The sequence below is a fragment of the Neorhizobium alkalisoli genome, from assembly GCF_007829835.1.
Classification (GTDB): domain Bacteria; phylum Pseudomonadota; class Alphaproteobacteria; order Rhizobiales; family Rhizobiaceae; genus Neorhizobium.
This window is the reverse complement of sequence record NZ_VIWP01000005.1, coordinates 321915-347450: the sequence shown is the minus strand read 5'-3', so window position 1 is coordinate 347450 and position 25536 is coordinate 321915. Positions and strand designations below refer to the sequence as shown.

The 25536-nt window shown below is 61.8% G+C and carries 26 protein-coding genes; 12 read left to right on the top strand and 14 right to left on the bottom strand.

The features are described 5' to 3' along the window. Positions 1-122 precede the first annotated feature (122 nt). Positions 123-1076, bottom strand: coding sequence for a LysR family transcriptional regulator (locus FHW37_RS20810; RefSeq protein WP_145639855.1), 954 nt, complete (start codon positions 1074-1076; stop codon positions 123-125). 101 nt (positions 1077-1177) lie between these two features. Here FHW37_RS20810 and FHW37_RS20805 point away from each other — a divergent pair, with 101 nt between their 5' ends. Then, positions 1178-1786, top strand: a complete 609-nt coding sequence (locus FHW37_RS20805; protein ID WP_348642847.1) for an NADPH-dependent F420 reductase — start codon at positions 1178-1180, stop codon at positions 1784-1786. A 42-nt stretch (positions 1787-1828) separates the two neighbouring features. Here the strand turns inward: FHW37_RS20805 and FHW37_RS20800 are convergent, their stop codons facing one another. Beyond that, positions 1829-2491 (bottom strand): sulfite oxidase-like oxidoreductase, encoded by a 663-nt coding sequence (locus tag FHW37_RS20800; protein WP_145639851.1) that lies wholly within the window; start codon positions 2489-2491, stop codon positions 1829-1831. A 92-nt stretch (positions 2492-2583) separates the two neighbouring features. On the opposite strand from FHW37_RS20800, the gene FHW37_RS20795 reads away from it, so the two are divergent. Then, complete coding sequence (locus FHW37_RS20795) at positions 2584-3756, top strand: aminotransferase (protein WP_145639849.1); 1173 nt, start codon at positions 2584-2586, stop codon at positions 3754-3756. Between the two features lie 26 nt (positions 3757-3782). Beyond that, a complete protein-coding gene (locus tag FHW37_RS20790; protein ID WP_145639847.1) occupies positions 3783-5045 on the top strand; it encodes a DUF763 domain-containing protein in 1263 nt (420 codons plus the stop codon). Between the two features lie 623 nt (positions 5046-5668). Here FHW37_RS20790 and FHW37_RS20785 read toward each other — a convergent pair. The 5 genes from FHW37_RS20785 to FHW37_RS20765 all read right to left on the bottom strand — a co-directional run bounded on the left by FHW37_RS20785 (position 5669) and on the right by FHW37_RS20765 (position 10801). Then, a complete protein-coding gene (locus FHW37_RS20785; RefSeq protein ID WP_145639845.1) occupies positions 5669-6247 on the bottom strand; it encodes an SMI1/KNR4 family protein in 579 nt (192 codons plus the stop codon). A gap of 156 nt (positions 6248-6403) precedes the next feature. Next, positions 6404-8035, bottom strand: a complete 1632-nt coding sequence (locus FHW37_RS20780) for a 5-guanidino-2-oxopentanoate decarboxylase (RefSeq protein ID WP_145639843.1) — start codon at positions 8033-8035, stop codon at positions 6404-6406. Next, the gene (locus FHW37_RS20775) at positions 8025-9227 is read right to left on the bottom strand and encodes a pyridoxal phosphate-dependent aminotransferase (protein WP_145639841.1); all 1203 of its coding nucleotides are present in this window, start codon (positions 9225-9227) and stop codon (positions 8025-8027) included. The genes FHW37_RS20780 and FHW37_RS20775 overlap by 11 nt, the downstream gene beginning before the upstream one ends. 52 nt (positions 9228-9279) lie before the next feature. Next, on the bottom strand, positions 9280-9918 hold the full coding sequence (locus tag FHW37_RS20770) for a TetR family transcriptional regulator C-terminal domain-containing protein (RefSeq protein WP_145639839.1): 639 nt from the start codon (positions 9916-9918) through the stop codon (positions 9280-9282). Positions 9919-9928: 10 nt separating this feature from the next. Then, positions 9929-10801 (bottom strand): dimethylarginine dimethylaminohydrolase family protein, encoded by an 873-nt coding sequence (locus tag FHW37_RS20765; RefSeq protein WP_145639837.1) that lies wholly within the window; start codon positions 10799-10801, stop codon positions 9929-9931. 202 nt (positions 10802-11003) lie between these two features. On the opposite strand from FHW37_RS20765, the gene FHW37_RS20760 reads away from it, so the two are divergent. From FHW37_RS20760 to FHW37_RS20740, 5 genes are all read left to right on the top strand, one after another. After that, a complete protein-coding gene (locus FHW37_RS20760; protein WP_145639835.1) occupies positions 11004-11777 on the top strand; it encodes an ABC transporter ATP-binding protein in 774 nt (257 codons plus the stop codon). A 29-nt stretch (positions 11778-11806) separates the two neighbouring features. Then, positions 11807-12598 (top strand): transporter substrate-binding domain-containing protein, encoded by a 792-nt coding sequence (locus tag FHW37_RS20755; protein ID WP_145639833.1) that lies wholly within the window; start codon positions 11807-11809, stop codon positions 12596-12598. Positions 12599-12777: 179 nt separating this feature from the next. Then, a complete protein-coding gene (locus FHW37_RS20750; RefSeq protein WP_145639831.1) occupies positions 12778-13509 on the top strand; it encodes an ABC transporter permease in 732 nt (243 codons plus the stop codon). A gap of 140 nt (positions 13510-13649) precedes the next feature. After that, positions 13650-14384: an ABC transporter permease gene (locus tag FHW37_RS20745; RefSeq protein ID WP_246690865.1), complete on the top strand. Its 735-nt coding sequence runs from the start codon at positions 13650-13652 to the stop codon at positions 14382-14384. Positions 14385-14498: 114 nt separating this feature from the next. After that, complete coding sequence (locus FHW37_RS20740; RefSeq protein ID WP_145639827.1) at positions 14499-16016, top strand: globin-coupled sensor protein; 1518 nt, start codon at positions 14499-14501, stop codon at positions 16014-16016. A gap of 26 nt (positions 16017-16042) precedes the next feature. On the opposite strand, the gene FHW37_RS20735 is transcribed toward FHW37_RS20740, so the two are convergent. Both FHW37_RS20735 and FHW37_RS20725 read right to left on the bottom strand, forming a co-directional pair. Further along, positions 16043-17281, bottom strand: coding sequence for an MFS transporter (locus FHW37_RS20735; RefSeq protein WP_145639826.1), 1239 nt, complete (start codon positions 17279-17281; stop codon positions 16043-16045). Between the two features lie 222 nt (positions 17282-17503). Next, positions 17504-18865, bottom strand: a complete 1362-nt coding sequence (locus FHW37_RS20725) for an LLM class flavin-dependent oxidoreductase (RefSeq protein WP_145639824.1) — start codon at positions 18863-18865, stop codon at positions 17504-17506. Between the two features lie 88 nt (positions 18866-18953). Between FHW37_RS20725 and FHW37_RS20720 the strand changes: the two genes are divergently transcribed. Beyond that, the gene (locus FHW37_RS20720; protein WP_246690847.1) at positions 18954-19508 is read left to right on the top strand and encodes a helix-turn-helix domain-containing protein; all 555 of its coding nucleotides are present in this window, start codon (positions 18954-18956) and stop codon (positions 19506-19508) included. Between the two features lie 232 nt (positions 19509-19740). Next, the gene (locus tag FHW37_RS20715; RefSeq protein WP_145639821.1) at positions 19741-20421 is read left to right on the top strand and encodes a phosphoribosyltransferase; all 681 of its coding nucleotides are present in this window, start codon (positions 19741-19743) and stop codon (positions 20419-20421) included. A 3-nt stretch (positions 20422-20424) separates the two neighbouring features. Here FHW37_RS20715 and FHW37_RS20710 read toward each other — a convergent pair whose 3' ends face one another. Beyond that, complete coding sequence (locus FHW37_RS20710) at positions 20425-21150, bottom strand: endonuclease/exonuclease/phosphatase family protein (RefSeq protein WP_145640169.1); 726 nt, start codon at positions 21148-21150, stop codon at positions 20425-20427. 82 nt (positions 21151-21232) lie between these two features. Between FHW37_RS20710 and FHW37_RS20705 the strand changes: the two genes are divergently transcribed. Further along, a complete protein-coding gene (locus tag FHW37_RS20705; RefSeq protein ID WP_145639819.1) occupies positions 21233-22222 on the top strand; it encodes a lysylphosphatidylglycerol synthase domain-containing protein in 990 nt (329 codons plus the stop codon). Here FHW37_RS20705 and FHW37_RS20700 read toward each other — a convergent pair. Both FHW37_RS20700 and FHW37_RS20695 read right to left on the bottom strand, forming a co-directional pair. Further along, complete coding sequence (locus tag FHW37_RS20700) at positions 22202-23701, bottom strand: phospholipase D-like domain-containing protein (protein WP_145639818.1); 1500 nt, start codon at positions 23699-23701, stop codon at positions 22202-22204. The genes FHW37_RS20705 and FHW37_RS20700 overlap by 21 nt on opposite strands. A gap of 135 nt (positions 23702-23836) precedes the next feature. Beyond that, positions 23837-24040: a hypothetical protein gene (locus tag FHW37_RS20695; RefSeq protein ID WP_210249311.1), complete on the bottom strand. Its 204-nt coding sequence runs from the start codon at positions 24038-24040 to the stop codon at positions 23837-23839. Between the two features lie 340 nt (positions 24041-24380). Here FHW37_RS20695 and FHW37_RS20690 point away from each other — a divergent pair, with 340 nt between their 5' ends. Beyond that, positions 24381-24887, top strand: a complete 507-nt coding sequence (locus FHW37_RS20690) for a ferritin-like domain-containing protein (protein WP_145639815.1) — start codon at positions 24381-24383, stop codon at positions 24885-24887. 17 nt (positions 24888-24904) lie between these two features. Here FHW37_RS20690 and FHW37_RS20685 read toward each other — a convergent pair whose 3' ends face one another. Beyond that, positions 24905-25117 (bottom strand): hypothetical protein, encoded by a 213-nt coding sequence (locus tag FHW37_RS20685; protein ID WP_145639813.1) that lies wholly within the window; start codon positions 25115-25117, stop codon positions 24905-24907. A 190-nt stretch (positions 25118-25307) separates the two neighbouring features. Further along, a complete protein-coding gene (locus FHW37_RS20680) occupies positions 25308-25520 on the bottom strand; it encodes a hypothetical protein (RefSeq protein WP_145639812.1) in 213 nt (70 codons plus the stop codon). Positions 25521-25536: the final 16 nt, after the last annotated feature.

Genomic DNA, 25536 nt, shown 5'->3' with positions numbered 1-25536 from the left:
CCCGTTTTGACGGGGAGAGGGGAACTGCCTCAAGTGGGCTTGAATGTAGAGCGAGCGGTTTCGGCATACCCTTCTCCCCGTTTTAACGGGGAGAAGGTGGCGGCAGCCGGATGAGGGGCAAGCTACAGCCTCTTTGCCATATTCGACAGCCCGATACTCCCTGCAAACTTTTCTGCCAGCCGTTCCCTGCGAAAATGCTCGGTGACGAAATCGGTGAACACCCGCGTCTTGGCCGGCAGCAGCGTGCGGTTGGCGTAATAGATCGAGATCAGACCGATATCGGCATACCAGTCCGGCAGAAGCCGGATCAGTTCGCCGCTTTCCAGATAGAAGAGTGCATCCGGCATGGCGATCAGCGAGACGCCGAGGCCGAGAATGGCGGCCTGACGGATCGCGGCGGGATCGTTCATGGTAACGCTATCGGAAAGCGGAGCGGACATTTCTGTGCCGGCGGCATTGCGCATCGTCCATTGGCGGATCCGGCCGGTATTGGACGAGCGCATCTGAATGCCGGGAAGATCCGCTAGCCCCTGCGGGTTGAGCGGCATCGGCCGGCCGGCCATGAAGGCGGGCGAGGCGACGGCGACGAGATGCGCCGGTGCCAGGGTTTTCGCGATCATGCCGGGCGTCAGTTCGAGGCCGCCGCCGATCGCCGCATCATACCCCTCGGCGACGAGATCCACCTGGCGGTTCTCAAACGTCCATTCCGGCCGGATTTTTGGGTATTTCTCCAGGAAGGCCGGCAGAAGCGGCAGGATGTAATCGCTGCCGAAATGCGGGCTCATGCTGACTTTCAATAGGCCGGAGGGTTCGGAACTTTCCGATGATGCGCCGGCAATCGCTGCCTGCAGCGCTTCGACATGCGAGCCAACTTCGGCCAGAAACCGCTCGCCGGCCTCCGTCAGGGTCAGCTTGCGGGTGGTGCGCTGGAAAAGCCGCACACCGAGATTACGCTCCAGCATGGCGACGTTGCGGCTGACCGCGGCGGGCGTCAGCGCCAGCCTGCGGGCGGCGGCCGAAAAACCGCCCAGTTCCGCCGAGCGCAGGAAGGATTCGAGATTGGCGAGATTTTCCATGACCGCAATCTTCAAAGAATGCTTGAAAATAATGCGCGATATTACCGGCTAATCCGTAGCCAATAAAGAGCCGATATTCCCTCCATCGAAACACGAACGGAGTGAATATCATGACCATCGGTATTATCGGCGCCGGCAAGATCGGCACGGCAGTCGCCCGCATCCTCGCCCGTGCCGGCATCAAGGCCACGATCGCCAACAGCCGCGGCCCGGAAACACTTTCCGAACTTTCGGCAGAACTTTCGCCCTTCATTTCCGCCGGCACGATCGCGGAGGCCGCAAGTGCGGATATCGTTTTCGTCGCCGTGCCCTGGACCAAGCTGCCGGGTGCGCTTTCCGGCCTGCCAGCATGGAATGGCCGGGTTGTCGTCGACACCAACAATTCGATCGAAGCGCCGGCCTTCAAGCCGGCCGATCTCGGCGGTCGTACGTCCAGCGAAATCTTTGCCGACTTGGTGCCCGGCGCACAGGTTGTGAAGGCATTCAACCACCTGTTCGCCAGCCTGCTCGAAGCCGACCCGGCTTCCGAAGGCGGCAAGCGCGTGCTGTCTTATTCCGGTGACGATGTAGATGCGAAGGCGGAGATTGCCGGCCTGATCGAAAAGCTCGGTTTCTTCGGCATCGATCTCGGGGCCCTGGCTGTCGGCGCCAAGCTGGCGCAGTTTCCGGGTGGCCCGCTGCCGGCGCTGAACCTGGTCAAGTTTGGTTGAGGTTTTTGGAGAGCGAGGCGTGGCCCTTCGGCAGGGCACGCCTCAATCTTCCGAATAGCGCTCTTCCTTCCAGGGGTCGCCGCGCATGTGATAGCCGTTTTCCTCCCAGAAACCCGCAAAGTCGTGGTTCAAGAACTCGATGCGTCGCAGCCATTTGGCGCTTTTCCAGAAATAGAGATGCGGCACGACGAGGCGCACCGGGCCGCCATGCTCTTCCGTCAGCGGTTTCCCCTCCCAGGCCGTGACGATGATCGCATCGCTGGCCGCGAAATCTGAGAGGAGAAGATTGGTCGTGTACCCGTCATAACTCGTCAGCATGACGGAATAGGCGTCCTCGGTCGGATCGACGAGATCGAGAAGGTCGTGGGTGGAAACACCCTTCCAGTCATTGTCGTAACGCGACCATGTCGTCACGCAATGGATGTCGGAGCGCATTTCCGTCTGCGGCAGGGCCTGGAAGGCGGCCCAGTCCAGCGTCTGCGGATTGTGGACGAGGCCGCGGATTTCGAGTTTCCACTGCGCGGTCGTCACACTCGGCTGCTGGCCGAGATCCAGCACCGGCCAGTTCTTCACCAGATGCTGGCCGGGCGGCAGGCGGTCCGTTTCCGGCCTCGATACACGGCCGGTCAGGAATTTTCCCTCATCGGCCCATTTGCGCTTGGTGGCCGTCAGCTTGCTATCCTGCGGGGGAAGGTCTTCGGCCATGGGCGGTTCTCCTTGCTTTAACGGGGATTCTGATCAACAAGAGACGGAAATCAACCGCCCGTCTTTTAAAATTATCCTGTTCCGGAAGCATCATGTCCGCCTTCAATCCCCTCGTTGAAAAGCTTTCCCCGCCGCCCGTTCCGTCCGTTGCCGCCTGGGGGCGCGCCTATGACGGTTCCAAGGGGCCGCTGATCGACCTGTCGCAGGCCGTGCCCGGTTATCCGGCCCATCCGGACATGCTGCGCCTGCTGGGCGAAACCGCATCCTCCAAGGCCTTTACCGGTTACGGCCCGATCGAAGGCGAGACGGAATTGCGCACCGCCTATGCCGACCATTTTTCCGGTGTTTATGGTGCTGCCATCGAAGCGAAAAACATCCAGATCACCTCGGGCTGCAACCAGGCCTTTGTCTGTGCAGCCATGGCCGTTGCCGGTCCGGGCAGCACGGTGCTGATGACCGAGCCCTTCTATTTCAACCACGAAACGACGCTTGCCATGATGGGCGTCAAAACCGCCTTTGTGCCCTGCGCGGCCGAAAACGGCTTTCTGCCGGATCTGGTCGGCATCGAGGCTGCGATCACGGGTGACGTGAAGGCGCTGGCGCTCGTTTCGCCCAACAATCCGACCGGCGCCATCTATCCGCCGTCGCTTCTGGAAGCGATCTTCAAGCTCTGCCGCGAAAAGGGCATCTGGCTGATCCTCGACGAGACCTATCGCGACTTCCTGCCCAATGCCGGTCAGTTGCCGCACGGGCTGTTTGCGCTTGCCGGCTGGGAAGAGACGCTGATCAGCCTCTACAGCTTTTCGAAATCCTTCTGCATTCCCGGCCACCGTCTCGGCGCCATCACGGCCGGCGAGGCGGTGATCACCCAGATCGCCAAGATCATGGACAATCTGCAGATCTGCGCGCCGCGTTCGGCCCAGGGTGCGGTTGCCAAGGCGCTGCCGCTGCTGGCCGACTGGCGCGAGGAAAACCGCCAGGAAATCGGCCGCCGCGCCGATGCGCTGAAAGCCGTCATGCGCGGCCTCAACGACTGGAAACTCGATGCGATCGGCGCCTATTTCGCCTTCGTCCGCCATCCTTTCGGCAATAAGGGTTCGGCGGAAGTGGCCGAACAGCTTGCCAAACAGGCCGGCATTACCTGCATTCCGGGCGTCTATTTCGGCGACAGCCAGCAGCATTACCTGCGCTTCGCCTTTGCCAATGCGGATGTCGCGACGATTGCGCTGCTGGAAGAACGTTTGAAGAACTTTTCGCTGTCGTAAACCGGCGTCCCGCCCTATAAAGGGGCATGGTTCAAAGAGCAGGCAGCGCCGATCTTCCGCTTCACGGCGGCCGGGTTCCCCGGTGGCTCGGCGAGCGCATGACGAAGCTCGGCGCCGTCATTACCGAAGCGATCATCCTCCATTACGGCCGCGACGAATTTTTGAAGCGGCTGGCGCATCCCTTCTGGTTCCAGTCGTTCGGCGCCGTGATGGGCATGGACTGGCATTCGTCGGGCATTACCACCAGCGTCATCGGCGCGCTGAAACGCGGGCTGACGCCGATGGCCGGCGAGCTCGGCATCCATATCTGCGGCGGCCGCGGCAAGAACTCGCGCCTGACGCCCGACGAGCTGATCGCCATCGGCAACCGCACCGGCCTGGACGGGCAAGGGCTTGCGACGACCAGCCGGCTCGTCGCCAAGGTGGATAGTGCCGCTGTGCAGGACGGGTTCGATCTCTATCTGCATGGTTTCATCGTCACCGATGACGGCAAATGGGTGGTGGTGCAGCAGGGCATGAACGGCGACCGCCGGCAGGCGCGGCGGTATCACTGGCTATCCGAAGGCATAAACAGCTTCGTCGACAGCCCGCATGCGGCGATCGAAGGCCGCGGCCAGGGGGAGATCGTCAACCTCGCCGACCGCCGGGCGGATGCCTCGCGAAAAGGCCAGCTCGATCTTTTGGCCTCGCTCGGGCCGGACCGCATCTGCCGCGAGGTGATCGCGCTCGACCCGAAACGGCAGGCAAGGGAGCTTGACCAGCCGATGCTGCCGCATCTGATCATGCCCGAGCACCACGACGTGCGCGAGGAAGACGTCAACATGAAACGTCTGCATGGGACGCTCGCCGCCGCCATCGACCGCGGCCCGAAGGATTTTGAAGACCTGCTTCTCACCCCCGGCGTCGGCGCCCGCACGGTGAGCGCGCTTGCCATGGTGGCCGAGGTGGTGCACGGCGCGCCCTGCCGCTTTTCCGACCCCGCGCGCTTCTCGCTCGCCCATGGCGGCAAGGACCGGCATCCGTTTCCGGTGCCGCTAAAAGTCTATGACGAGACGATCCGGGTGATGAAATCGGCCGTGGGCAAGGCGCGGCTCGGGCGAGATGAGGAATTGCAGGCGCTACGGCGGCTGGACGATCAGGCGCGGCAGCTGGAAAAATATGTGACCGGGCCGGATCTGAAGGAGATCGTGGCGGGGGAGTTTTTGCGGTCGCATGAATGGGGAGGGCGGAGTGTTTTTGGATGGGAGCCGGAGGTTGGGGATTTGGGGGAGAGGGGGCGGAGGCGTTAAGGTTGCCTTGCTCTATAAGGAATTTGGGAGTGCCGACGGCTGCTTTGCGCCAAGAGCGGACATTGTGACCGATATTAAGTTCTGCAATGCTGGGTCGGGGCATGAAGTGGGGAGATTGGATTCGGCATGGCCAGAAGGCGACAGTTCAAAGGGATTTGCCGGGACGTGCTCAATAACTTCGCCAGCAGGTATAACGATCTTAACGGCTACTGGGCAGTCGGCCAATTTGCGCAAATCGCTCATCTCGGTTCACACAATCTGAAATTCCAACTTCGTGAAGGGGTAACAGTGCCTCCGTATCCGGAGTTCACCCCAACTTCGTCCTATTACTGGCGTACCGTGCTTAGGTTGATGACCGCGAACAAGATGTCTGAAGGATGGCTTTCCCACGCAACCATTGTCTTCTCGATGGTGGGGCCCACCATCGCCTCGTGTTACATCGAGATCACGACCGATCTTGGCAAAATTTACAGTGACACGAAGACAATTGCGGTTAGGCCACATGACCAAATGAAAGAACACCGAAGGCTGGATCGGTTCGGGCCGTCAAATCAGAAAGGCATATAGCTTTTTCGTCCGCTTCGGGCCGGAAGCCATCTTCTGCTTTGCCCCATAAGCGGGTCTCAGCGCATTTTGACTTTTGGATATCTGGCCTTGAGATCCTCTTTCGTTCCCACGCCGGACAGGAAATCTGTAAATGTTTTGCCGACGAGAGCGACCTCGTCCCAACCATATCCTGACGTGCCGAAGGTCTTCTTTTTTAGGTCTCTTATAAAGTAGATCTGTCCGAAGCTTTCGTCGCGCAGATCAATCAGGAAGGTGCGATAGTTATCGATATTTGTCGCAATCATCCTTTCGGGTATGCGAGGTCCGACATTCTCGAGGGTCTTGTGCGGTTTCGAGAGAATTTTTGTGCTTTTGATTGTGTGTCGCGCACCGGAGACGAGGCCAAAATCGGCATCGATGGCTTCCTTGCCGGGATATTGGCAGTGGAAATAGCGCACCCCGGTTTCCACTGAGCCGCTGATATCGCCGTATTCAAGCAGGAAATCCTTGTAGTCCTGCGGAAGCCTCCCGCCCGCCAAGACCTCCAACTCCTGTACCGCGGCAGGATCCGGCCGCTCGTGAAACTCAGGCGGGGCGTCCTTGATGAGCAACCAGTTTTCGAAGAGACCCGGATTGACGGCTTTTAGATCGAACATGATACCTCAAAAACTCTGCCTTTTCGATTGAGCGATGCTATGTGGACGGAACTCTCCACGAATGCCAGCGACCCGTCATTGGCCCGGACCGGCCCGGCCCCTTTAAATTAGCAACTCGTCTGCGAGTGCGTCGGATATCGTGAGGCTCTTAGTCTCTCAAACTGTCGCCCCAACCGTTCCAGTCTGATGGATCTCGATCAGCGACGGTCCATCATGCCCGCGAAACGCCATAAGAGCCACCGCCAGCTCATCCACATGCGCCAGCCTTTTCGCCGGCAACCCGAACGCCTCCGCCACTTTCAAAAAATCCGGCGCCGAAGGCTTCACCCCCTCCGGCTCGATCCCGTTCTCGACCATATAGGTCTCGATTTCCTGATAACCGTCATTGTTCCAGACGAGGAAGATGACATTGGCGCCTACATCCTTGGCAGCCCCGATTTCGGCCAGCGTGAACTGAAAGCCGCCATCGCCGGTGATGCAGATGACGGGCGCATCCGGTTCGGCGATCGCCGCGCCGATGGCGGCCGGGGGGCCGTAGCCGAGGGCGCCGTAGCCGGTCGCGGCGTTGAACCAGCCATACGGGCGGCCGGCTTCGTAATAGAGATTGCCGGCATAGACCGCCTGGGTGGAATCGCCGACGATGATGGCGCCGGGAAGCGTGTCGCGGATTTTTTCGATTATGCCGATCTCGACCTGCATTTTGGGCGTCAGTTCCGCCCAGGCTGCCTGTCGTGTCGTTTCGGCCCGCTCCGCGCCGGAGGTCTGTGGCCGGTTGCCGGCGCCGGTGGCAGCCAGAAGATCGGTCACGGCGTTTTCGGCCGAGGAGAGGATCGATAGCGCCGCGTCGGGGCCGCGGGCGAGCTGGGCCGGGTCGATGTCGATGCGGATCAGGTTTTTCAGCGCCGGAAAGCCGTTATCGGCATACATGTCGTAATCGGTCTGGCCCATCTGGGTGCCGAAGGCGAGAACGAGGTCGGAAGCGGCGATCAGCTCTCTCACGGATTTCAAGCTGGGGCTGGCCGGCACGGAAAGCGGGCTTTTGGAAAAGGCGCCGCGGGCATTGGTGGTGGTCACCAGCGGCGCATCCAGCCTTTCGGCAAGCGCCAGGATTTTTTCGGACGCGTCGACTGCACCGCCGCCGACAAGGATGACCGGTTTTTGCGCGGCAAGGCAGCGGGTGGCGGCCTTTTCGATGGTATCGGCATCGGCGCGCGGGCGGGTTTTGGCGGCGGGTTTGAGATGCGGGGCGGAAATCTTCATCGCCATCACGTCGGTCGGGATTTCGATATGCACCGGGCCGGGGCGGCCGGAGCCGAGGATGGCGAAGGCGCGGTCCATGACGGCGGGGAGGTCTTCCGGGTTGTGCAGCGTGTGGCTCATCAGCGCCAGTGTCGCCATCATGCCGCGCTGGTCCGGCAGCTCATGCAGGCGGCCGCGGCCATGGCCGAGCGTTGCGCGGGCGTTGACGCCCGAAATCACCAGCATCGGCACGGAATCCTGAAAGGCCTGCGCCATCGGCGTGATGATATTGGTAAGGCCCGGTCCGGTGATGACGAGGCAGACGCCCGGTTTGCCGCTGACGCGGGCATAGCCGTCAGCCATGAAACCCGCGCCCTGTTCGTGGCGCGGGGTGATGTGGCGAATGTTCGAGCCGGCAAGGCCGCGATAAAGCTCCACAGTATGGACGCCGGGAATGCCGAACACGACCTCGACGCCGTTCGCTTCCAGCAGGTCGATCAGCGTCTCGCCGACGGTTTTTCGGCTGTCTGGCTTTTGGCTATCTGACATGCGGCGGCGCCTCCTCGCGCGACACGATGCGGCCGGCGAGATTGGCGATGCGGTTCATCGCGGTCTCGATCACGTCGTCCGGCATGGTCAGCGAAACGCGCAGGAAACCTGCCGCCTGGTCGCCGAAGGATGTGCCGGGCATGACGGCCACCTTCTCCTCGCGCAAAAGTTCCCAGGCGAATTCCTCGCCGCCGAGGCCGGTCGCCGTCACGTCTAGCAGGATGAACATGCCGCCTTCCGGCGGCATAGGCCGCACCAGATTGTTGCCGGCAAATGCCTTTTCGACGATTGCGGCGCGGCGGCGATAGTTGGCGCGCATCACGTCGGCGGTGTCGAAATCCTTGGAGAGCGCCATTGCCGTCATGTCGGAGATGAAGGGCTGGACGCCGAACAGCATGGTTTCGGAAACGGGGAGAAGCTTTTCGCAGAATTCTTCCGGACCTGCGGCCCAGCCGGAGCGGAAACCGGGTGCCGCATGGGATTTGGAAATCGAGGAGACGACGATCGTGCGCTCCGCCAGTTCGGCCATGTCGAAGGGCGAGGCGAATTTGGTGCCGTCGAAGATCAGCTGTTCATAAACCTCGTCGCAGACGATCCAGAGATCGTGGCGGCGGCAGATTTTTCCGATGGCCGCGATCTCGTCGGCGGTCAGCACGGCGCCAGTCGGGTTATGCGGCGTGTTGAGAAGCAACACACGTGCTTCCGGGGTGACGGCGCGTTCCAGATCCTCGGCCTGGAGGTGGAATTTCTTTTCCGGCCGAAGCGGCACGGGGATCATATGGGCGCCGGTCGAGGCGATGACGCCTTCATAGGTCGCATAAAGCGGATCGCCGACCAGAACGCCGTCTCCCGCCTCGACCAGGCCGGTCATGACGCCGTAAAGCGCCGTCTGGGTGCCGGGGAAGCAGAGGAAATTGCGTTCGGTCACACCGGGGCGGCGCTTTGCATATTTGTCGACCAGGGCCTTCAGGACCTGCGGCTCGCCGCGGCCGTTGGAATAACGGGTACGGCCGGCATACATCGCACGCGACGCCTCGTCGAGAAGCGCCTTGTCGGGGGCGATATCCGGCTCGCCGATCGTCAGCTCGATGATCTCCTCGCCCTCGGCCTTCATGCGCCTTGCGGTCAGGTGAAGCGCCCAGCGGCCGGAACCGAGATGGGCGAGGCGGTCGGTGATCGTGGCGTAACGCATGGCATTTCCTTTTATTGTCAGTCTGTTTGTTTCTGCCTTCACTCTCTTTGGTTCAGGCAGAAAGGTATCCCGGGTCGAGGCGGAGCAGCGCTTCCACGGAGGCGAGCGCGGTTTCCGCCAGTTCCTGTTCGCCGAACATGTCGTCGGCGAGCGTGCCTTCCAGCCACAGCCCGTCGACAAGCGCGTTCAGCGCAATCGCAAAGCTGCGGCATTGCGCCTTGCTGAGCGTGCGTTTTTCTTCGGAAAAGAAGTCGGTCAGCAGGCCTTCGAGCGCTTCCAGAAAGGCGACATAGTTGTCGCGATGGATGGCGGCGAATGTGGGGTCGGTCTGGATATGGCTGATGAAGGCCGCCCAGAGGGAAAGCGTGCGCGGATCGGTGACCGGCGGCGTGACATTGGCGATGACGAAACGGCGCAACCGCTCCTTCGCCGTCTGTCCTTCCGCCGCGGCGGCGACGGCCGTTTCCGTCATGCCGGTCATTACCTTGCGATAGGCGGCCTCCAGCATCTGGTCCTTGCCGGCGAAATAATGGCGGATCAGCCCGCCCGTCACCCCGGCGCGGGTGGCGATCTGGCGAACGGTGGCGCCCTGGATGCCGAATTCGGCAATACAGTCGAGCGTCGCGAGGATCAGATCCTCGCGACGCTCGGCTTCGGAGGCCCGCGTATAGGTGCGGCGGTTCGCGGTCATGGTTTTACGGTCATCGTCTCAGCATTGGGCGCGTCAGGCAGGTCGGGCCGCCTTCGCAGGCGATGCAGAGCGCATCCGCCTCAAAGGTCTCGACGGTGCAGCCATGCGCTTCCATCACCTCGCGGGTCACCGGAAAACCGTCGACCATGATGACATGGCCATGGGCGACCGGCAGGACATTGAGGTTGAGGCCATTGCTGGCGGCGAATTCCTGTTCCGGCGCGTGGATCAGCGTGTAATCGCGCTCCTTCAGCATCATGTAGAAGGCGGCGGGCATAAGCGGTGCGTGCACCAGCGCCAGCTTGTCGGCGAGCGGGCTGATGACGGACATCAGGTGCAGGCAGGCATCCGCGCCCTGCCAGAGCGGCAGGTCGAAACCGTGCACGGTGACGCCGATCGGTTTCAGGATGTCCGCCAGCTGCTCGATGCCGGCCTGGTTGGTGCGCACGCCGCGTCCGACCGCCAGCGTATGCTGGTCCACCCAGACGCAATCGCCGCCTTCGACCGTGCCGGGCGCTTCGATGCGGCCAAGAACCGGAATGCCGACCGAGGCATAGGCCTTTTCATGCAGGTCCGGCTCGGCCGAACGGAGCGGCTTGCCCATGCGCAGCAGAACCGCGCCGTGATCGGTCATCAGCGAGGGATCGTGGGTGAACATGGCATCGGCCAGACCATCGCCGTCATCCTCAAGCCAGAGGATTTCGGCGCCGGATTTTTCCACCAGCGCTACGAAACCGGCATGCTGGTCGATCGCCTTGTGGGCATCGAAACCGGGGCCGTAATGCCAGTCGTCGGCATTGGCTTCGCGCAGGCTGTTGCCCGGTTTGCGCATCAGCACGCGCAGCAGAGGCGCGGACATGGCCTGGGAACCATAAGCGTTCATGCGGACCCCCTGAAACGGAACAGGGCGCACCCCTGCGCCCCTCGAAACCGGTTGTTATTATACGCTTGAATAATTCGCGCACAAGTGCAAGACTTGATTGCAATGGGCCGCGAAAGCCAGCATCGCGAGCCTTAAAATCAAAGCTGGGGGAACAGTGCAATCAGCGGATCGGCCTGGCGACAGGCCGGCAGTGAAGGCGTGCATGGCGGATTCGGCGCAAGCCATCGAAGTCTCCAATCTCCACAAGCGTTTCGGCCCTCTTGAAGTGCTGAAAGGTGTTTCACTGACCGCCCGGCAGGGCGATGTCGTCGCCATTATCGGCGGCAGCGGCTCGGGAAAATCGACATTCCTGCGCTGCATCAACATGCTCGAACTTCCGACGGCGGGAACGGTCACCATTCATGGCGAGGAGATTGCCATGAAGAAGGATGGCCATGGCGGGCTGATGCCAGCCGACCGGCGGCAGGTGCAGCGGCTGCGTTCACAGCTCGGCATGGTGTTCCAAAGCTTTAATCTCTGGCAGCACATGACGGTTTTGCAGAACGTCATCGAAGTGCCGGTGCATGTGCTGAAAATCCCGAAAGACAAGGCGATCGCGACGGCCGAGACGCTGCTGAAGCGGGTTGGCCTATTCGAGAAACGCGATGCCTATCCGGCTTTTCTCTCCGGCGGCCAGCAGCAGCGGGCGGCGATTGCCCGGGCGCTTGCCATCCAGCCGCTGGTCATGCTGTTCGACGAGCCGACCTCGGCGCTCGACCCGGAACTGGTCGGCGAGGTCTTGTCCGTCATCGGCGATCTGGCGCGCGAAAAGCGCACGATGATCCTCGTCACCCACGAGATGAAGTTTGCCCGCGAAGTCTCCAATCACGTCGTCTTTCTGCATAACGGCATGATCGAGGAACAGGGCCCACCGGAGGCAATCTTCGGGGCGCCGAAATCCGAGCGGCTGAAGAAATTCATCAGCTCGATTCACTGACGAAAACGAAAACAGAAAAGGGGAAATCCATGAAGACCATTGCCCAGACAATTGGAAAGACTATTGCCCTTGCCTTTGTTATCGGGGCTGCCGCCTTCGGCGCGGCGAGCGCCCAGGAAATCAAGGTTGGCCTTGCCGCCGAGCCTTATCCGCCCTTCGCCTCGCCGGATGCGAACGGCAAATGGGTCGGCTGGGAGGTCGATTTCATGGAGGCGGTCTGCGCCGAGGCAAAGCTGAAATGCGTCATTACCCCGGTCGCCTGGGACGGTATCATCCCGGCGCTGACCACGAAGAAGATCGACGCCATCATCGCCTCGATGTCGATCACCGAAGAGCGGATGAAGACGATCGATTTCTCCGACAAGTATTACAACACGCCGACCGGTGTGATCGGTCCGAAGTCCGAAAAGTTCACCGCCACGCCGGAAGGTCTCAAGGGCAAGGTGATCGGTGTGCAGGTGTCGACCGTGCACCAGGAATATGTCACCAAATATTTCGCGCCCGTCGCCTCCGAGGTCAAGGAATACCAGACGCAGGACGAAGCCAACCAGGATCTGGCGGCCGGCCGTCTCGATGCCGTGCAGGCGGATTCGATTGCGCTTGATGCCTTCCTCACCTCCGATGCCGGCAAGTGCTGCGATCTCAAGGGTTATGTAAAGGACGATGTCGCGATTCTCGGACCGGGCGTCGGTGTCGGCCTGCGCAAGGACGAGACCGAGCTCAAGACCAAGATCAACGCCGCCATCAAGGCGATCCGCGCCAACGGCACCTATGACAAGTTCTCCAAGAAGTATTTCGCCTTCGACATCTATGGCGGCTGATTGATCACTCCGCCCGCAGCATCCTTCCCAAATCGGAATCGGTTTTGGGGTGGATGCTGCAGATTCGAAGAGCTAGCGCGTCCTCTGTGCGCCCTTCTGGACGCATGGCGCGCTAGCGGTCAGACCCGGCGTTTGGGGGCACCGGGTCTGACCTTCCACGTCGTTTCCGGATAGGCTTGATGGACGGATTGTTTCCCACTCTTCAGCTTTTGTCGCTGACGCCACCCGGTTGGGGCGGAGCGCTCATTGCAGGGCTTGTCGCCTCTCTGGAACTCGCCGTCGGGGGATATGTCCTCGGACTGGTGATCGGCATTGCCGCGGCCTTCGGCAAGCTTTACGGCGGGCCGATCCTGCGTGATCTGATGGAGATCTATACGACGCTTGTCAGGGCGGTGCCGGAACTGGTGCTGATCCTGCTCCTCTATTATGCGGGCACCGATGCGGTGAACCAGCTGCTCGCGCTCCTTTCCATGCCGGCAGTCGATATCAGCGGGCTTGCCGCCGGCATCTTCGTCATTGGCGTGGTGCAGGGCGCCTATTCGACGGAAGTTTTGCGCGGCGCCATTCTGGCCGTCTCTCCCGGTCAGATCGAGGCGGCGCGCGCCTATGGCATGTCGCCGTTTCAGGTGATGCGGCGTGTCACACTGCCGGCCATGCTGCCCCATGCCCTGCCGGGTCTTGCCAATCTCTGGATGATCGCCACCAAGGATACGGCACTTCTGGCCGTCGTCGGTTTCAGCGAGCTGACGCTGACCACCCGTCAGGCGGCCGGTACCACCAAGGCCTACATGACCTTCTATCTCGCCGCCGGTGTGCTTTATCTCGCCGTGACGCTTGTCTCCAATCTGGTGATCGCTGTGATCGAGCGCCGCGCCAAGCGCGGCACGCCGCCGCTCGGAGCCACGTCATGACCGGCGGCGGAGTGGACCTCAAGCCCGCCCAGGCGGATGCCGAAGGCGGATCTCTGATCCTCGGCGATGAGGCCCTGATCCTGCCGGCCTATGTGCCGCCGAAGGCGCGCAGCCTGCTTGAGCCGCACCGGCTGTTCCTGATGGCGGTGTTCGCGCTTCTCGTGTTCTGCGCCATCTGGTTTATGCGCTGGGACTGGCTGCCGAAATATGCGCTGCGGCTTGTCGCGGGTATCTGGCAGACGCTTCTTATGTTGTTTTCGACGGCAATCGTCGGTTTTCTGTTCGCCGTGCCGATCGGGCTGGTGCAGGTCACCGGGCCGCGGCTGCTTGCTTGGCCTGCGAAGATCTTTTGCACCGTCATCCGCGGTACGCCGCTGCTCCTGCAGCTCTGGCTTCTCTATTACGGGCTCGGTTCCATCTTCGCCCAATATCCGGAAATCCGTTCCTCGTTTTTATGGCCTTATCTGCGGCAAGCGTGGCCTTATGGTTTTGCGGCGCTGACGATCTCCTTTGCCGCCTATGAGGCGGAGGTGATGCGGGGCGCCTTTGCCGGCGTGCCGCGTGGCGAACTGGAGGCAGCGCGCGCCTTTGGCATGGGCCGTTTCACGATGTTCCGGCGTATCTGGCTGCCACGCGCCATCCATCGGGCGCTGCCGACGCTGAATGGCGAAACGGTGCTGCAGTTGAAATCGACGCCGCTGGTCGCGACGATTACCGTGATCGACGTCTATGCCGTCGTCTCGCGGATCCGGCAGGATACCTATCTCACCTACGAGCCGCTGTTATTGCTGGCGCTGATCTATATCTGCCTGACGGGGGGGCTCGTGGCCGCCTTCCGCTTTTTCGAGCGCCGCATCCCGACCCGCCGCGCCTGACGGCCGGCGGGTTTGCCGCTATCAGTTCTGGGGCACACGCTTAACCCTTCCTATACCCTGTTACCTCAAAATCTGAGTCATAAACATGTTTTGCGTGGGGAACGGCGGGGGCCAATGTCTCAGGTGGAAGATCATAGAGATCTGCAAAAGCGGCTGGATTTCATCGGCATTGACGGGGATGTGCGCACGACATTGCGCAGCCTCGCGCCGTCTCTCGGCCCCAAGCTCGACGCGGCGCTGACGGCCTTTTATGCCAAGCTCAAGGCGACGCCCGAGACGGCAAAGTTCTTCGCTAATGATGCGCATATGGCCACGGCCAAGCAGCGCCAGATGAGCCATTGGGCGGTTCTGGCCGAGGCCAGTTTCGACGCACAGTATGTCGAAAAGGTCCGCGCCGTCGGCACCACGCATGCGCGTATCGGGCTTGATCCGCAGCTTTATATCGGCGGTTATGCGCTGGTGATGGAGCATCTCATCCATGCCATCATCACCGAAAAGTCCTCGCGCTTCGGCACCAAAAAGCCGGCAGCGCTTGCCAAGGAAATCGGCTCGCTGGTCAAGGCGGCGATGCTCGACATGGATTATTCGATCTCCGTCTATCTGACGATCATGGAGGACGAGCGCCGTCGCGTCGAAGCCGAGAAACTGGCCGCCGAAGCCCAACAGCATGATGCGCTCGAGGCGCTGGACGATGTCCTGAAGGGGCTTGCCTCGGGCGATTTCGAAGCACGGCTTTCCGCCGACCTGCCGGCGAATTTCACCCGCATGGTGGAAGACTATAATGACAGCGCCGAAAAGCTGCGCGGCAAGCTTGCGACCGTGCGCAATGCCGGCGAGGGCATTCTCGTTACCACCAATGCCATCACCCAGGCGTCGCAGGATCTTGCCCGCCGCACGGAAGACCAGGCACAAGGGCTGGAGGAGAGCTCGGCAACCCTGCATCAGCTGACCGCCAGCGTTTCAGGCACGGCCGAGGGCGCTAGCCGGGCGGCATCAGCCGTCGAGGTGGCGCTTTCGGAAGCGCATGCGTCTCGTCCCGTGGTCAGCCAAGCCGTGGCGGCAATGGGCGAGATCGAGAAGTCTTCGACGGAAATTTCCAAGATCATCGGCGTGATCGACGAGATCGCCTTCCAGACCAATCTTCTGGCGCTCAATGCCGGCGTCGAGGCGGCAAGGGCAGGCGAGGCGGGGCGCGGTTTTGCCGTCGTGGCGCAGGAAGTGCGCGCGCTCGCCCAGCGTTGCGCCAGTGCGGCGCGTGAGATCAAGGACCTGATTTCCGCGAGCTCGCGTCAGGTTCAGTCCGGTGCCGATCTCGTCAACAATGCCGGTGTGGCGATCGGCCAGATCACCCAGCGTATCGACGATATCAACGAGATCGTCACGACGATCGCAACCGATGCGGCGAGCCAGTCAAGCGGCCTGACCGAGGTCAGCGGTGCGCTGGCAAGGCTCGATGCGATCACGCAGCAGAATTCCTCGATGGTGCAGGAAACCTCGACGCAGACGACAGAGCTGCGCGATGCCGTCGAGCGGCTGGTAACGGCACTTCGCGGTTTCAGGACCCGTAGCGCCGAACGGCTTGAAAAGGATCGGCTGGCGCGACTGGCCGGAACTGCATCGAAGGCAGCCTGATCCCCCAGGCTGCCTTCGATGAAAAATCAGCGGCGCCCTTGCGCCAGCTTCTGAGCCTGCGGTCGCCGCCGCAGGCTCAGCATTGCCCAGGTACCGAAGGCGGGGCCGATGGCGAGAATGGTAAAACTCCAGCGCCAGCCGCCGAGAAAAGCGGCCAGATGTGGCATCAGCCAGATCATCAGGATCGTCAGCGCAAAGCCGAGCCCCATCTGCAGCGACAGGGCCGTGCCGACATAGTTGCGGTCGGCCAGTTCGGTGACGGCGGCGGAAAACTGGGCAGAATCGCCGATGATCGATATGCCCCAGAGGATGATGACGCAGGCGAGTAGCCAGGTCGGCCCGTGGAAGACAAAGCCGATCGATAGCGCGCAGAGGGCCGAGACAATCATCATGCCCGCCGTCGTCGCGGTGCGCCCGAAACGATCCGACAGAAGTCCGCCGATGAAACAGCCGGCGACACCGGAGATGACGGCGAGAAAGGTCAGTGTCGAGGCGGTGGCGCTGACGGTCGGACCACCCTTGTCGAGAGCGGCCGAAAGATAGGCGAGCAGCCAGGCCCACATGGCATAGAGCTCCCACATATGCCCGAAATAGCCTGCATTGACGAGCAAGAGGTCGCGATCCTTCAGCACCTGGCCGATCTGGCGCGGGTTGAAGATCGCCCGGCCGAAAGGGTAGGGGCCTTCGCGGGTAAACAGAGCGAAGCCGAGAGCGGCGATCAGGCTGGCCGCGCTCGAGAGAAGGATGACGTTTTCCCAGGCGAAGGACGAGGACAGGCCGCGGAAGAGATGCGGCAGGGAGGAACCCGCCGTGATCGCGCCGATGACGCCGGCCAGCGCCAGCCCGCGGCGGGCCATGAACCATGTCGAGACGAGCTTTAGCGCGGGCGGATAAACGCCGGCCAGCGCAAAGCCGGTGATGCCGCGGGCAATCACCGCTGCGACCGGGCCGGGTTCGAGGAGCAGTATCGCATTCGAGATCGCAGCCAGCACTGCGGAGGCGGCCATCAGCCGGTTCATGCGGATGATGTCCGGCAGGTTGAGAAAGCTTGCGGCGATGGCGCCAATGACGAAGCCGATCTGCACGCCGTTTGTCAGCCAGCCGGCCGTGCTTTCGCTCAGGGCCCAGGCACGTCTGAGTTCGGGTGCGATAGCGGCGGCGGAAAACCAGGTGGAGAAGGAGAGGACGACGGCGAGGCAGAGCAGGGCGAGCATGGTCCAGCGGCCGGTGGGTGCGGATGGGCTGTCATTGACGTCAGTGCTCATGTTTTCTCCCCCATTTGTCCGTATTGTTGCTTCGTGCCCGAGACACCCCCCTCTGCCCTGCCGGGCATCTCCCCCACAAGGGGGGAGATCCAATAGTGGCGGCCTCTCGCCTCTCTCAGCGGTTAAGGTCTGGGCGATATGATGGCGCCCAGCCGATCTCCCCACCTGTGGGGGAGATGCCCGGCAGGGCAGAGGGGGGCGCACAGGCACAATGCCGATAATTTACCCCGCAACCCGATACCGTCCCCCGACATGCCGCGCGCTCAACCTCGGCTCCCCGAACAGCTTTTGCCGCAATGGCCCCTCAGCATAACTCGTCTTATACACCCCGCGCTCCTGCAGGATCGGGATCACCAGTTCTATCACGTCGTCAAAACATTCCGGCACCACCGTCCGCGACAGGTTGAACCCGTCGACATCCGCCTGCTCCACCCATTGCTGCAACCGGTCGGCAATCTCCTCGGCCGAAACGACCATCGGCGCCTGGCGGCTGCCGAGCACCATCTGTTCCAAAAGTTTGCGTTTCGTCCATTGCGGCCCGGCCGAGCGGGTAATGGCTTCGACATTGGAGACGATCGCCGCACTCTTGCCGGTCTGGATCGGTTCGTCGAGATCGTATTTCGAAAAGTCGATGCCGAGTGAAGCCGCCGCATGTACCAGCGCCCCTTCGGAACTGGCATAAGCACGATAATCCTCTAATTTTTCCCGCGCTTCCTTCTCCGTCCGGCCGGTGACGATCGTGGCGCCGACGAACACTTTTATATCGTCACGGTGCCGCCCCTGTGCCTCGGCGCGGTTACGGATGTCGTCGACGATATCACGAACGCCGTCGATCTTCTGGCCGTTGACGAAGACACATTCGGCATGGGTGGCGGCGAACTGGCGGCCGCGGGTCGAGGATCCGGCCTGATAGAGGACCGGCGTGCGCTGCGGCGAGGGTTCGCAGAGATGGATGGCGTCGAGCCGGTATTGTTTTCCGGCATGGTGGATGGTGTGGACTTTTGCGGGGTCGGCATAGATGCCGGCCTTGCGGTCGAAGACGACGGCATCGTCCTGCCAGCTTTCCTCGAACAGCCGGTACATGATTTCCATATATTCGTCAGCCAGATCATAACGGTCGTCATGGGCGGTCTGGCCGTCGAGGCCGATCGCTTTGGCGGCGCTGTCGAGATAACCGGTGACGATGTTCCAGCCGATCCTGCCGCCGGTCAGGTGATCGAGCGTCGACATGCGGCGGGCAAACAGGAAAGGCGGCTCATAGGTCAGGTTGGCAGTGATGCCGAAGCCGAGATGCTCCGTTACCGCGGCCATGGCCGGCACGAGCAGCATCGGATCGTTGACCGGGACCTGCACGGCGCCTTTCAGCGCTGCCGCATTGCTGCCGCCATAGACGTCGTTGACACCGACGACATCGGCCAGGAAGATGCCGTCGAACAGGCCGGCCTCCAGCCGTTTCGCGTAATCCGTCCAGTAGCGCAGCTCGGCGTAACGGTGCGACTGGTCGCGCGGATGGGTCCACAGGCCTTGCTGGATATGGCCGACGCAGTTCATGTCGAAAGCATTGAAACGGATTTCGCGCGCCAAAATCTGATCCTTACGGTTGCGGAAAAGGGTCGTCTCTTATAGGCTGATAATGTCCACTATAAGAGACGATTGCGGAAAGGCAAGCAGGTTGCAAAAAGACCCCGGCGGCGCGATCTCCCGGCGCATCAGGATCGAACGAGAAAGCCGCGGCTGGTCGCTGAGCGATCTTGCCGAACAATCCGGCGTGTCGAAGGCGATGATCAGCAAGATCGAGCGGGCCGAGGCAAGCCCGACCGCAACCGTGCTCGGCCGTCTCTCCGGTGCTTTCGGCCTGCCGCTGTCGGTGCTCCTGGCGTTGGCGGAGCGCGAGGAGGAGTGCTTAAGTCTTCACGACGCCCAGCCGCTCTGGGCCGATCCGGAAACGGGGTATACGCGCCGCGCCGTTTCGCCGCCCGGCGCCAAGGTGGAACTGATCGAGGTGTTTTTGCCGGCCGGCGTCCGGATCCCTTATCCTGCGGCGGCCTTCGCCTTCCAGCACCAGCAGATCTGGGTAATTTCTGGCGCACTCGATTTCACCGAGGGCTCGACACTGCATCAGTTGCAGGAGGGTGATTGCCTGATGCTCGGCCCGCCGGCCGATTGCGTCTTTTCCAACCCGCATAACGCAGCCGCCCGTTATCTCGTGGCGCTGACACGTCGATAAGGGCGGCCCCCGAAAAAAGAACGGCGCTTCCATGAGGAAGCGCCAGTCGGGGAAGGTTCTTATGTCAATGCCGGCCGCCTGGAGGTCAATCGGCCGGCGGCAGAGGAACACGTGACGCGGGCAATTGTTCCCGGTCTGCTTGCATTGCAGCATCATTCTTTCCTGCAGGGCGAAGGAACCATTTTCGCGCGCGGCAGTTGCGACCGGAGCACTATGCGCTTGGGAGGGCGTCATGACACAGCAAAACCCGGAATTTGCCGATCGTTCCGCGGCTGGCCGCCAGCTGGCGGAGGTCCTGCAGGACAGGCTGCTGTCGGAGCCGCTCATCGTGGCCCTGCCGCGTGGCGGTGTGCCGGTCGCTTTCGAAATGGCGCAGCGCCTCGGCCTGCCGCTTGATCTGCTCATCGTCCGCAAGATCGGTGCGCCCGGTCATCCGGAATTCGGCATCGGCGCCGTTGCCGACGGGCCGGAGCCGCATGTGGTGATCGACGAGAAGGCGGCGCGGCGGTTTCCCTTGCCGCCCGGTTATCTCGATACGGAAATGCGCCACCAGCTGGCCGAGGTCGAGCGCCGCCATCGCATGTATTTTGGCGAGGATCAGGCGGAGGACCATGATTTTCGTGGGCGCGATATCATTCTCGTCGATGATGGCATTGCCAATGGCGGTTCGATCTTTGCCGGCATTCAGGCGCTGAAACATATGGGGGCAGGGCGGATCGTCGTTGCCGTTCCCGTTGCAAGCCGTCTGCTGGTCGAAGAGTTGCGCCATGCGGTGGCTGAGGTCATATGCCTTTCCGCGCCGGAAAACCTGCAGGCCGTCAGTCTGCATTACGGCGATTTTGCCCAGACCACGGATCAGGAAGTCGTCGCACTTCTGAAACAGGCGAAGAACCTCGATCGCCGGCTTCACTAAAATCTAGAATTCGATCGTCACCACCAGCGGCAGGTGATCGGAAGCGGCGCGCGTCAGCGGTGTCGAGACGACCGCGGCATCGATCACCTTGACCGTTTCGGACACAAAAACATGGTCGAGCCGCAGCAGCGGAAAACGGGATGGGAAGGTCGCGCGTGCCCTGCCGCCGAGCGCCAGCTGAGAATCGCGCAGCAGGCCGGCCGCGGTCTTGTAGGTGCGGGTCATCGGCGTCGAATTGAGGTCGCCAATCAGGATACGCGGCGCATGGCGGTAATCGGGCGCGCCGAGCCAGTCCGGGCCGAGCAGGATGGCCATCTGCGCCATGCGGTCGATGCCGCGCAGGCCGAGATGGGTGTTGAAGACCTGCAATGTCTGCCCGCCGATCTCGATCTCCACCCAGAGCGCGCCGCGCTGTTCGCCGACCGAGGGCAGGGTGCCGGCCTTGACCATACGGGTCGGCAAGGCGGTCAGGATGGCGTCGCCATACCGCTCTTCCTCGACATGAAGTGCCGCGTGAAAGTGATATTCCATGGCCAGGAACGAGGCGATCGTATGGGCCTGGTCGGTGCCGCCGGTGCGCCGTCTTCCGACATCCAGCTCCTGCAGGCCGATAATGTCCGGCTTCAATACGGAGATCACTTCGGCGATGCGTTCCGGATCGAGCCGCCGGTCGGTGCCGATGCAGCTATGGACATTGTAGGTCAGGATTTTCAGCCGCTGCGGCGGCATGTCGGGAAGGCGATCATTCATAGCGCGGGGAACACGCGAGGCTGTCTTTTCGTTCCACCATGACAGCAGGCATGGAGAGAAAATGAATATCAGGCGGCACCTTGTGAAAATCCTGATCGGTGCGGCACTCATTTTCGCCGCCGTGCTCGTCTATAACAGCTTTCGGCGTTACACCTGGGGCGAGATCGAGCAGTCGGTTTTCTCGATCCAGGGCTTTCGGCTGATCGCCGCCTTCGGCTTCGTCATCCTCTCCTATGTCTGTCTCAGCCTGTTCGATACGCTGGCCGTGCGTTATGCCGGCAAGCCGCTCGCCTATCGCCGCACGGCGCTCGCTTCCTTCACCAGCCTGTCGATAGGCCACAATATCGGCATGGCGGCGCTCAGCAGCGGCACGGTGCGGTATCGTTTCTACTCCCGCTGGGGGCTGACGGGCGAGGATGTCGCCAAGGTCATCCTGTTTTGCGGCGTCACGGTGGGCTTGGGCCTCGCGACTCTCGGCGGGCTGGCTCTGCTTCTCGATCTGCGCGGCGGAGACGATCTTCTCGGTCTGGATCAGGGCCAGCGCATGACGATCGGCATCGTCTGCCTCGGCGTGCCGATTTTTTATCTCGGCCTCTGCGCTTTCGTGCGGCGGCCGCTGCCGATCCGGTCCTGGCGTTTCGTGCCGCCGTCACTGCCGCTGGCGGCCGGCCAGATCGCGGTCGGGACGCTGAACTTCGTCTGTGTTTCCGCCGCGCTTTACGAGCTTCTGGCGGCTTTCACGGAAGCGGGCTTTCTCGACGTCGCGACCGCTTATGTCACGGCCAATCTCGGCGCGCTGATCAGCCATGTCCCGGGCGGTCTCGGCGTGCTGGAGGCCGTCATGCTGAACGTTCTGCCGGTCGCGGACAATGTTTCGGGTATGGATAGTGTTGCCGCAACCGGCACTGCGGCCATCGGTGCGCTGATCGCGTTTCGTGTCCTCTATTTCCTGATCCCGCTGGCGATCGGCCTGCCGACGCTTCTGGTCAGCGAGGCCTATTACCGCCGCCGTCGCCAGCTGCGGGATTTTTCAGGACATGCGACGGGATGACAGGCGGGCGATGATGCGCCGGCCAAAGCCGACGATTTCCGGGATCGGCCAGAATGGCTGTTTCGGGTCGATGATGCCGGTGCCGACCAAAGAGCCGATTTCGCCGCGATGGATATCGACATCGAAGGTTCTGAGACCCCGCGGCTTGGTGTTGAGCGCATCGATCGTCTTCAGCATCGAACCAGTCTCGGCGATCATGCGTGCGACATCGGCCGGTTCGGCGTCGAGATGTTCGGCGATCAGGTCGTTGCGCAGGGCAATGATCGATTGACGCGCATCTGCATCGTCCGTCTCGACGGCAAGGTCACATTCGGTATCGAGACCCTCGGAACGGTTGTTGAGGTTGGAGGAACCGACCCGCACCATCCGGTCATCGACGATGATCAGCTTGGAATGGACGATGATTTCCCGGTCCTTGCCTTCTGCATCCGGCGTTACCGCGTAATAGACCCTCAGCCTGTTGTGCCTGTCCGCCCGCTTCAGGCGCCGGATCAGGCGCGTGCGATTGTTGCCCATCATCAGTTTTTCGAGAAAGCCGTGGGATTCGCGGGTGACGATGATGACGATTTCCGGTCCGTCCGCCTTGCGCAGCTGCCGCGTCAAGGTGCGGCCGACACCGAAGGAGGCGAGATACTGGGTCTCGACATAGAGATGGCGTTCGGCGGCTTTCAGCGCATCGTGTGTCAGGCGGATCGCCTCGCGGTGGCCGCGGCGTCCCTTCCATTTCCAGGGTTCGGTGAGGGCAAGGCCTGCTCTGACCCCGGCAAGATTCGGCTCGAGCGCTGCCGGCCATGGATTGGCACCGGGCACAGAAACCGGCTCCAGCTTTTCGCCCGTCGCCTTTTTCCAGCGCCTGCGGACGACGTCGCCAAGCATCTGCGCCGCCTCGCCGGAGACGATCGTCTGCATGTCGTGAACCGGGCCATAGGTCGTGCCGTCGGGTGAACGGCGGTCGGGGTTTTCCGCCAGATGCCGGCGGTCGTCCCAGCGTCGCGCGGTCAGGTCTATGCCGCCGACGAAAGCGGTCTTGTCGTCGACGACCACGACCTTCTGGTGGTGGCTGGCGCGCAGCGGATGGCGGAAATCGAGCTGGAGGTTGATGCGTGGATGGTCGTTCCACTGCATCTTGCCGAACATGCGAAAGCTTTTGCCAGAGTAGACCGGGCCCATGCCCCAGACGAGGAGGCGCACCTCAAGCTCGGGGCGTTCCTCGACGAGCGAACGCAGGATCTCGCCGATGGTGCGGCTGGATGGATCGCGCGGGCGCAGCCTGATATCGGGGTTGAAATCCCAGCCGAGAATGAGGATCGACCGGCGGGCCTGGAGAAGAACCTCTTCCAGATGCCGGTAATAATCCTCGCCGTCGATCAGGAAGCCGAGCTTTTCCGCATTGGCGCTGCGCCAGAGATTGCGCCCCGGCTTCAGGATCAGGTTCCTTTGCGCCGCCGCATATGGTCCGGAGAAATTCGTAACGTCCACCTGTCTGCCCCTGACTCTAGTCCTCGGGCGGGTGAACGTGTCAATTCGGGTATTTGTTCCGGCGCTTGCTTTTCAGGCATCTGGCCCGGTCGGACGAGCCGGCCGAGCCTTATGCGAAAGCGGCATTCCGCCGGATCAGTGGGTGGTTGCGTGCGGGGCAGGCAGCAGCGTTACGCCGCCCTGTTCCGTATCTTCGAAGACTTCCATGACAACCACCAGCATGACCAGGATCACTGCGGCAGCGGCAAGCAACTTCCAGAGGCCTGGATTGCACGGGCGTTCTTGGGTGTTGCTGCTGTCGAGATTAGCGTGGTTTGCCTGGATATTGGTTCTGCTCACCATGTTCACCTTATGAGGTTACGCTGGTCTTGTTACACTGTCTCGCTTGCGCGAAGCGCTTCTTCCGGGGCCTGTCTCGGCTGTCCGGATTTATGGGCGCTTGCGCTACCCTATCCCTTACCCGCTCGTCAAGCATCTGACATATTCGACCTTAGGCGGAACGGCACAGGGTGCAAGAGACCTGCGTTGCACCAATATATAGGGATAATGGAAACAAGTTCCAAATGTTCCGGCACCTTGGCTCAACTTCTTCTACGCGTATCGGAACCTCGTCCTGCCGTCAGGGGTTGAGAGCCTTGCATATCTCTTATGTGCCGACGAAGGATCTGGAGGCGAGCCGATGACCCATGCGAGAGACAATTTCATCGCCTGGCTGCGCAATGCCCATGCCATGGAAGAGCAGGCGGTGACGACGCTTTCCGCGCAGGCGCGGCGGATCGAGAGTTATCCCGATCTCAGGGAGCGCATCAGCGCACATCTGGAGGAGACCAGAAACCATGCCGAGGAACTGAAGCTGCTTCTGGACCGGCTGTCCGGCGGCACGCCCGTGCTGAAGGATATCACCGCCAAAATTGCCGCCACCGCGCAGGGTGTCGGCGGCATGCTGACCAGCGACGAGGTGATCAAGGGAATGGTGGCGAGCTATGCTTTCGAGCATACGGAAATCGCCACCTATCGGGTGCTGATCGCCGCCGCCGATGAACTCGGTGAGACCGAGGCGGCGGTGCTGTTCGAGCGAATTCTCGCCGAAGAAGTGGCGATGGCCGAATGGCTCGGCGACAATCTGGACGGCATTACCCGCGTCTTCCTGATGCGTGACGAACGCGATCTGCTGGCGAAGCGATAAGAAGCAGGCGGAAGGCCTCAGTTGCGGCCGAGCATGTTCTTCTGCAGTTTGGTCTGCAGGTCCTTTTCGTCCCGCACGCCGTTCTGGTAAAGCGCGATGATCTCGGCGGCGAGATTGCTTGCCGCCGTGCTGCCATCCGACAGACCGCGCTCGGCGCAGGCGGCATGGAAAAACTGCTGCAGAAATGCGAGATCCCGCGGCTCAAGGGTATTCGTGTTCAACGGATTCATGTCTTTTCCCCCATGGGGGCGAAAGCGCTTTGTCTCCCAGTCGTCGGCGCCCTGTTTCATAACCGACGATGGCTGGAGACTACGCCCTCCCACCCTGTTTGCAAAGGCGGGAGAGCATTACAATGCGGTAATGCCGGCGTAGATGACACGATTGTCAACGCCGCCGGTCAGGCCGTGAACGCGGTGCCGGTCAGTCCAGATGGTTGGCCTGATGGTCGTGGAACTGCTCGGTCTTCACCGCCTTGCCATCCAGCCCCCGCTCACGCGAATGCTGGGCCTTGTCACGGTTGGACAGGACCATGTTTTCGGGGATTTTCTGCTTGTCGATGTCGGTCATCGCGCCATTGCCGCTGCTCTTGCCATGGGACCCTGCACCCATATGCTTCGAATTGGCTTTGGCCATGACTGCCTCCTTCAAG

What these genes read in the sequence shown, in the direction of transcription:
- FHW37_RS20810 (WP_145639855.1), bottom strand. Translation starts at nt 1,076, where the DNA reads ATGGAAAATCTCGCCAATCTCGAATCCTTCCTGCGCTCGGCGGAACTG.
- FHW37_RS20800 (WP_145639851.1), bottom strand. Translation starts at nt 2,491, where the DNA reads ATGGCCGAAGACCTTCCCCCGCAGGATAGCAAGCTGACGGCCACCAAG.
- FHW37_RS20795 (WP_145639849.1), top strand. Translation starts at nt 2,584, where the DNA reads ATGTCCGCCTTCAATCCCCTCGTTGAAAAGCTTTCCCCGCCGCCCGTT.
- FHW37_RS20790 (WP_145639847.1), top strand. Translation starts at nt 3,783, where the DNA reads ATGGTTCAAAGAGCAGGCAGCGCCGATCTTCCGCTTCACGGCGGCCGG.
- FHW37_RS20785 (WP_145639845.1), bottom strand. Translation starts at nt 6,247, where the DNA reads ATGTTCGATCTAAAAGCCGTCAATCCGGGTCTCTTCGAAAACTGGTTG.
- FHW37_RS20780 (WP_145639843.1), bottom strand. Translation starts at nt 8,035, where the DNA reads ATGTCAGATAGCCAAAAGCCAGACAGCCGAAAAACCGTCGGCGAGACG.
- FHW37_RS20775 (WP_145639841.1), bottom strand. Translation starts at nt 9,227, where the DNA reads ATGCGTTACGCCACGATCACCGACCGCCTCGCCCATCTCGGTTCCGGC.
- FHW37_RS20770 (WP_145639839.1), bottom strand. Translation starts at nt 9,918, where the DNA reads ATGACCGCGAACCGCCGCACCTATACGCGGGCCTCCGAAGCCGAGCGT.
- FHW37_RS20765 (WP_145639837.1), bottom strand. Translation starts at nt 10,801, where the DNA reads ATGAACGCTTATGGTTCCCAGGCCATGTCCGCGCCTCTGCTGCGCGTG.
- FHW37_RS20760 (WP_145639835.1), top strand. Translation starts at nt 11,004, where the DNA reads ATGGCGGATTCGGCGCAAGCCATCGAAGTCTCCAATCTCCACAAGCGT.
- FHW37_RS20755 (WP_145639833.1), top strand. Translation starts at nt 11,807, where the DNA reads ATGAAGACCATTGCCCAGACAATTGGAAAGACTATTGCCCTTGCCTTT.
- FHW37_RS20750 (WP_145639831.1), top strand. Translation starts at nt 12,778, where the DNA reads ATGGACGGATTGTTTCCCACTCTTCAGCTTTTGTCGCTGACGCCACCC.
- FHW37_RS20745 (WP_246690865.1), top strand. Translation starts at nt 13,650, where the DNA reads ATGGCGGTGTTCGCGCTTCTCGTGTTCTGCGCCATCTGGTTTATGCGC.
- FHW37_RS20740 (WP_145639827.1), top strand. Translation starts at nt 14,499, where the DNA reads ATGTCTCAGGTGGAAGATCATAGAGATCTGCAAAAGCGGCTGGATTTC.
- FHW37_RS20735 (WP_145639826.1), bottom strand. Translation starts at nt 17,281, where the DNA reads ATGAGCACTGACGTCAATGACAGCCCATCCGCACCCACCGGCCGCTGG.
- FHW37_RS20715 (WP_145639821.1), top strand. Translation starts at nt 19,741, where the DNA reads ATGACACAGCAAAACCCGGAATTTGCCGATCGTTCCGCGGCTGGCCGC.
- FHW37_RS20710 (WP_145640169.1), bottom strand. Translation starts at nt 21,150, where the DNA reads ATGCCGCCGCAGCGGCTGAAAATCCTGACCTACAATGTCCATAGCTGC.
- FHW37_RS20705 (WP_145639819.1), top strand. Translation starts at nt 21,233, where the DNA reads ATGAATATCAGGCGGCACCTTGTGAAAATCCTGATCGGTGCGGCACTC.
- FHW37_RS20690 (WP_145639815.1), top strand. Translation starts at nt 24,381, where the DNA reads ATGACCCATGCGAGAGACAATTTCATCGCCTGGCTGCGCAATGCCCAT.
- FHW37_RS20685 (WP_145639813.1), bottom strand. Translation starts at nt 25,117, where the DNA reads ATGAATCCGTTGAACACGAATACCCTTGAGCCGCGGGATCTCGCATTT.
- FHW37_RS20680 (WP_145639812.1), bottom strand. Translation starts at nt 25,520, where the DNA reads ATGGCCAAAGCCAATTCGAAGCATATGGGTGCAGGGTCCCATGGCAAG.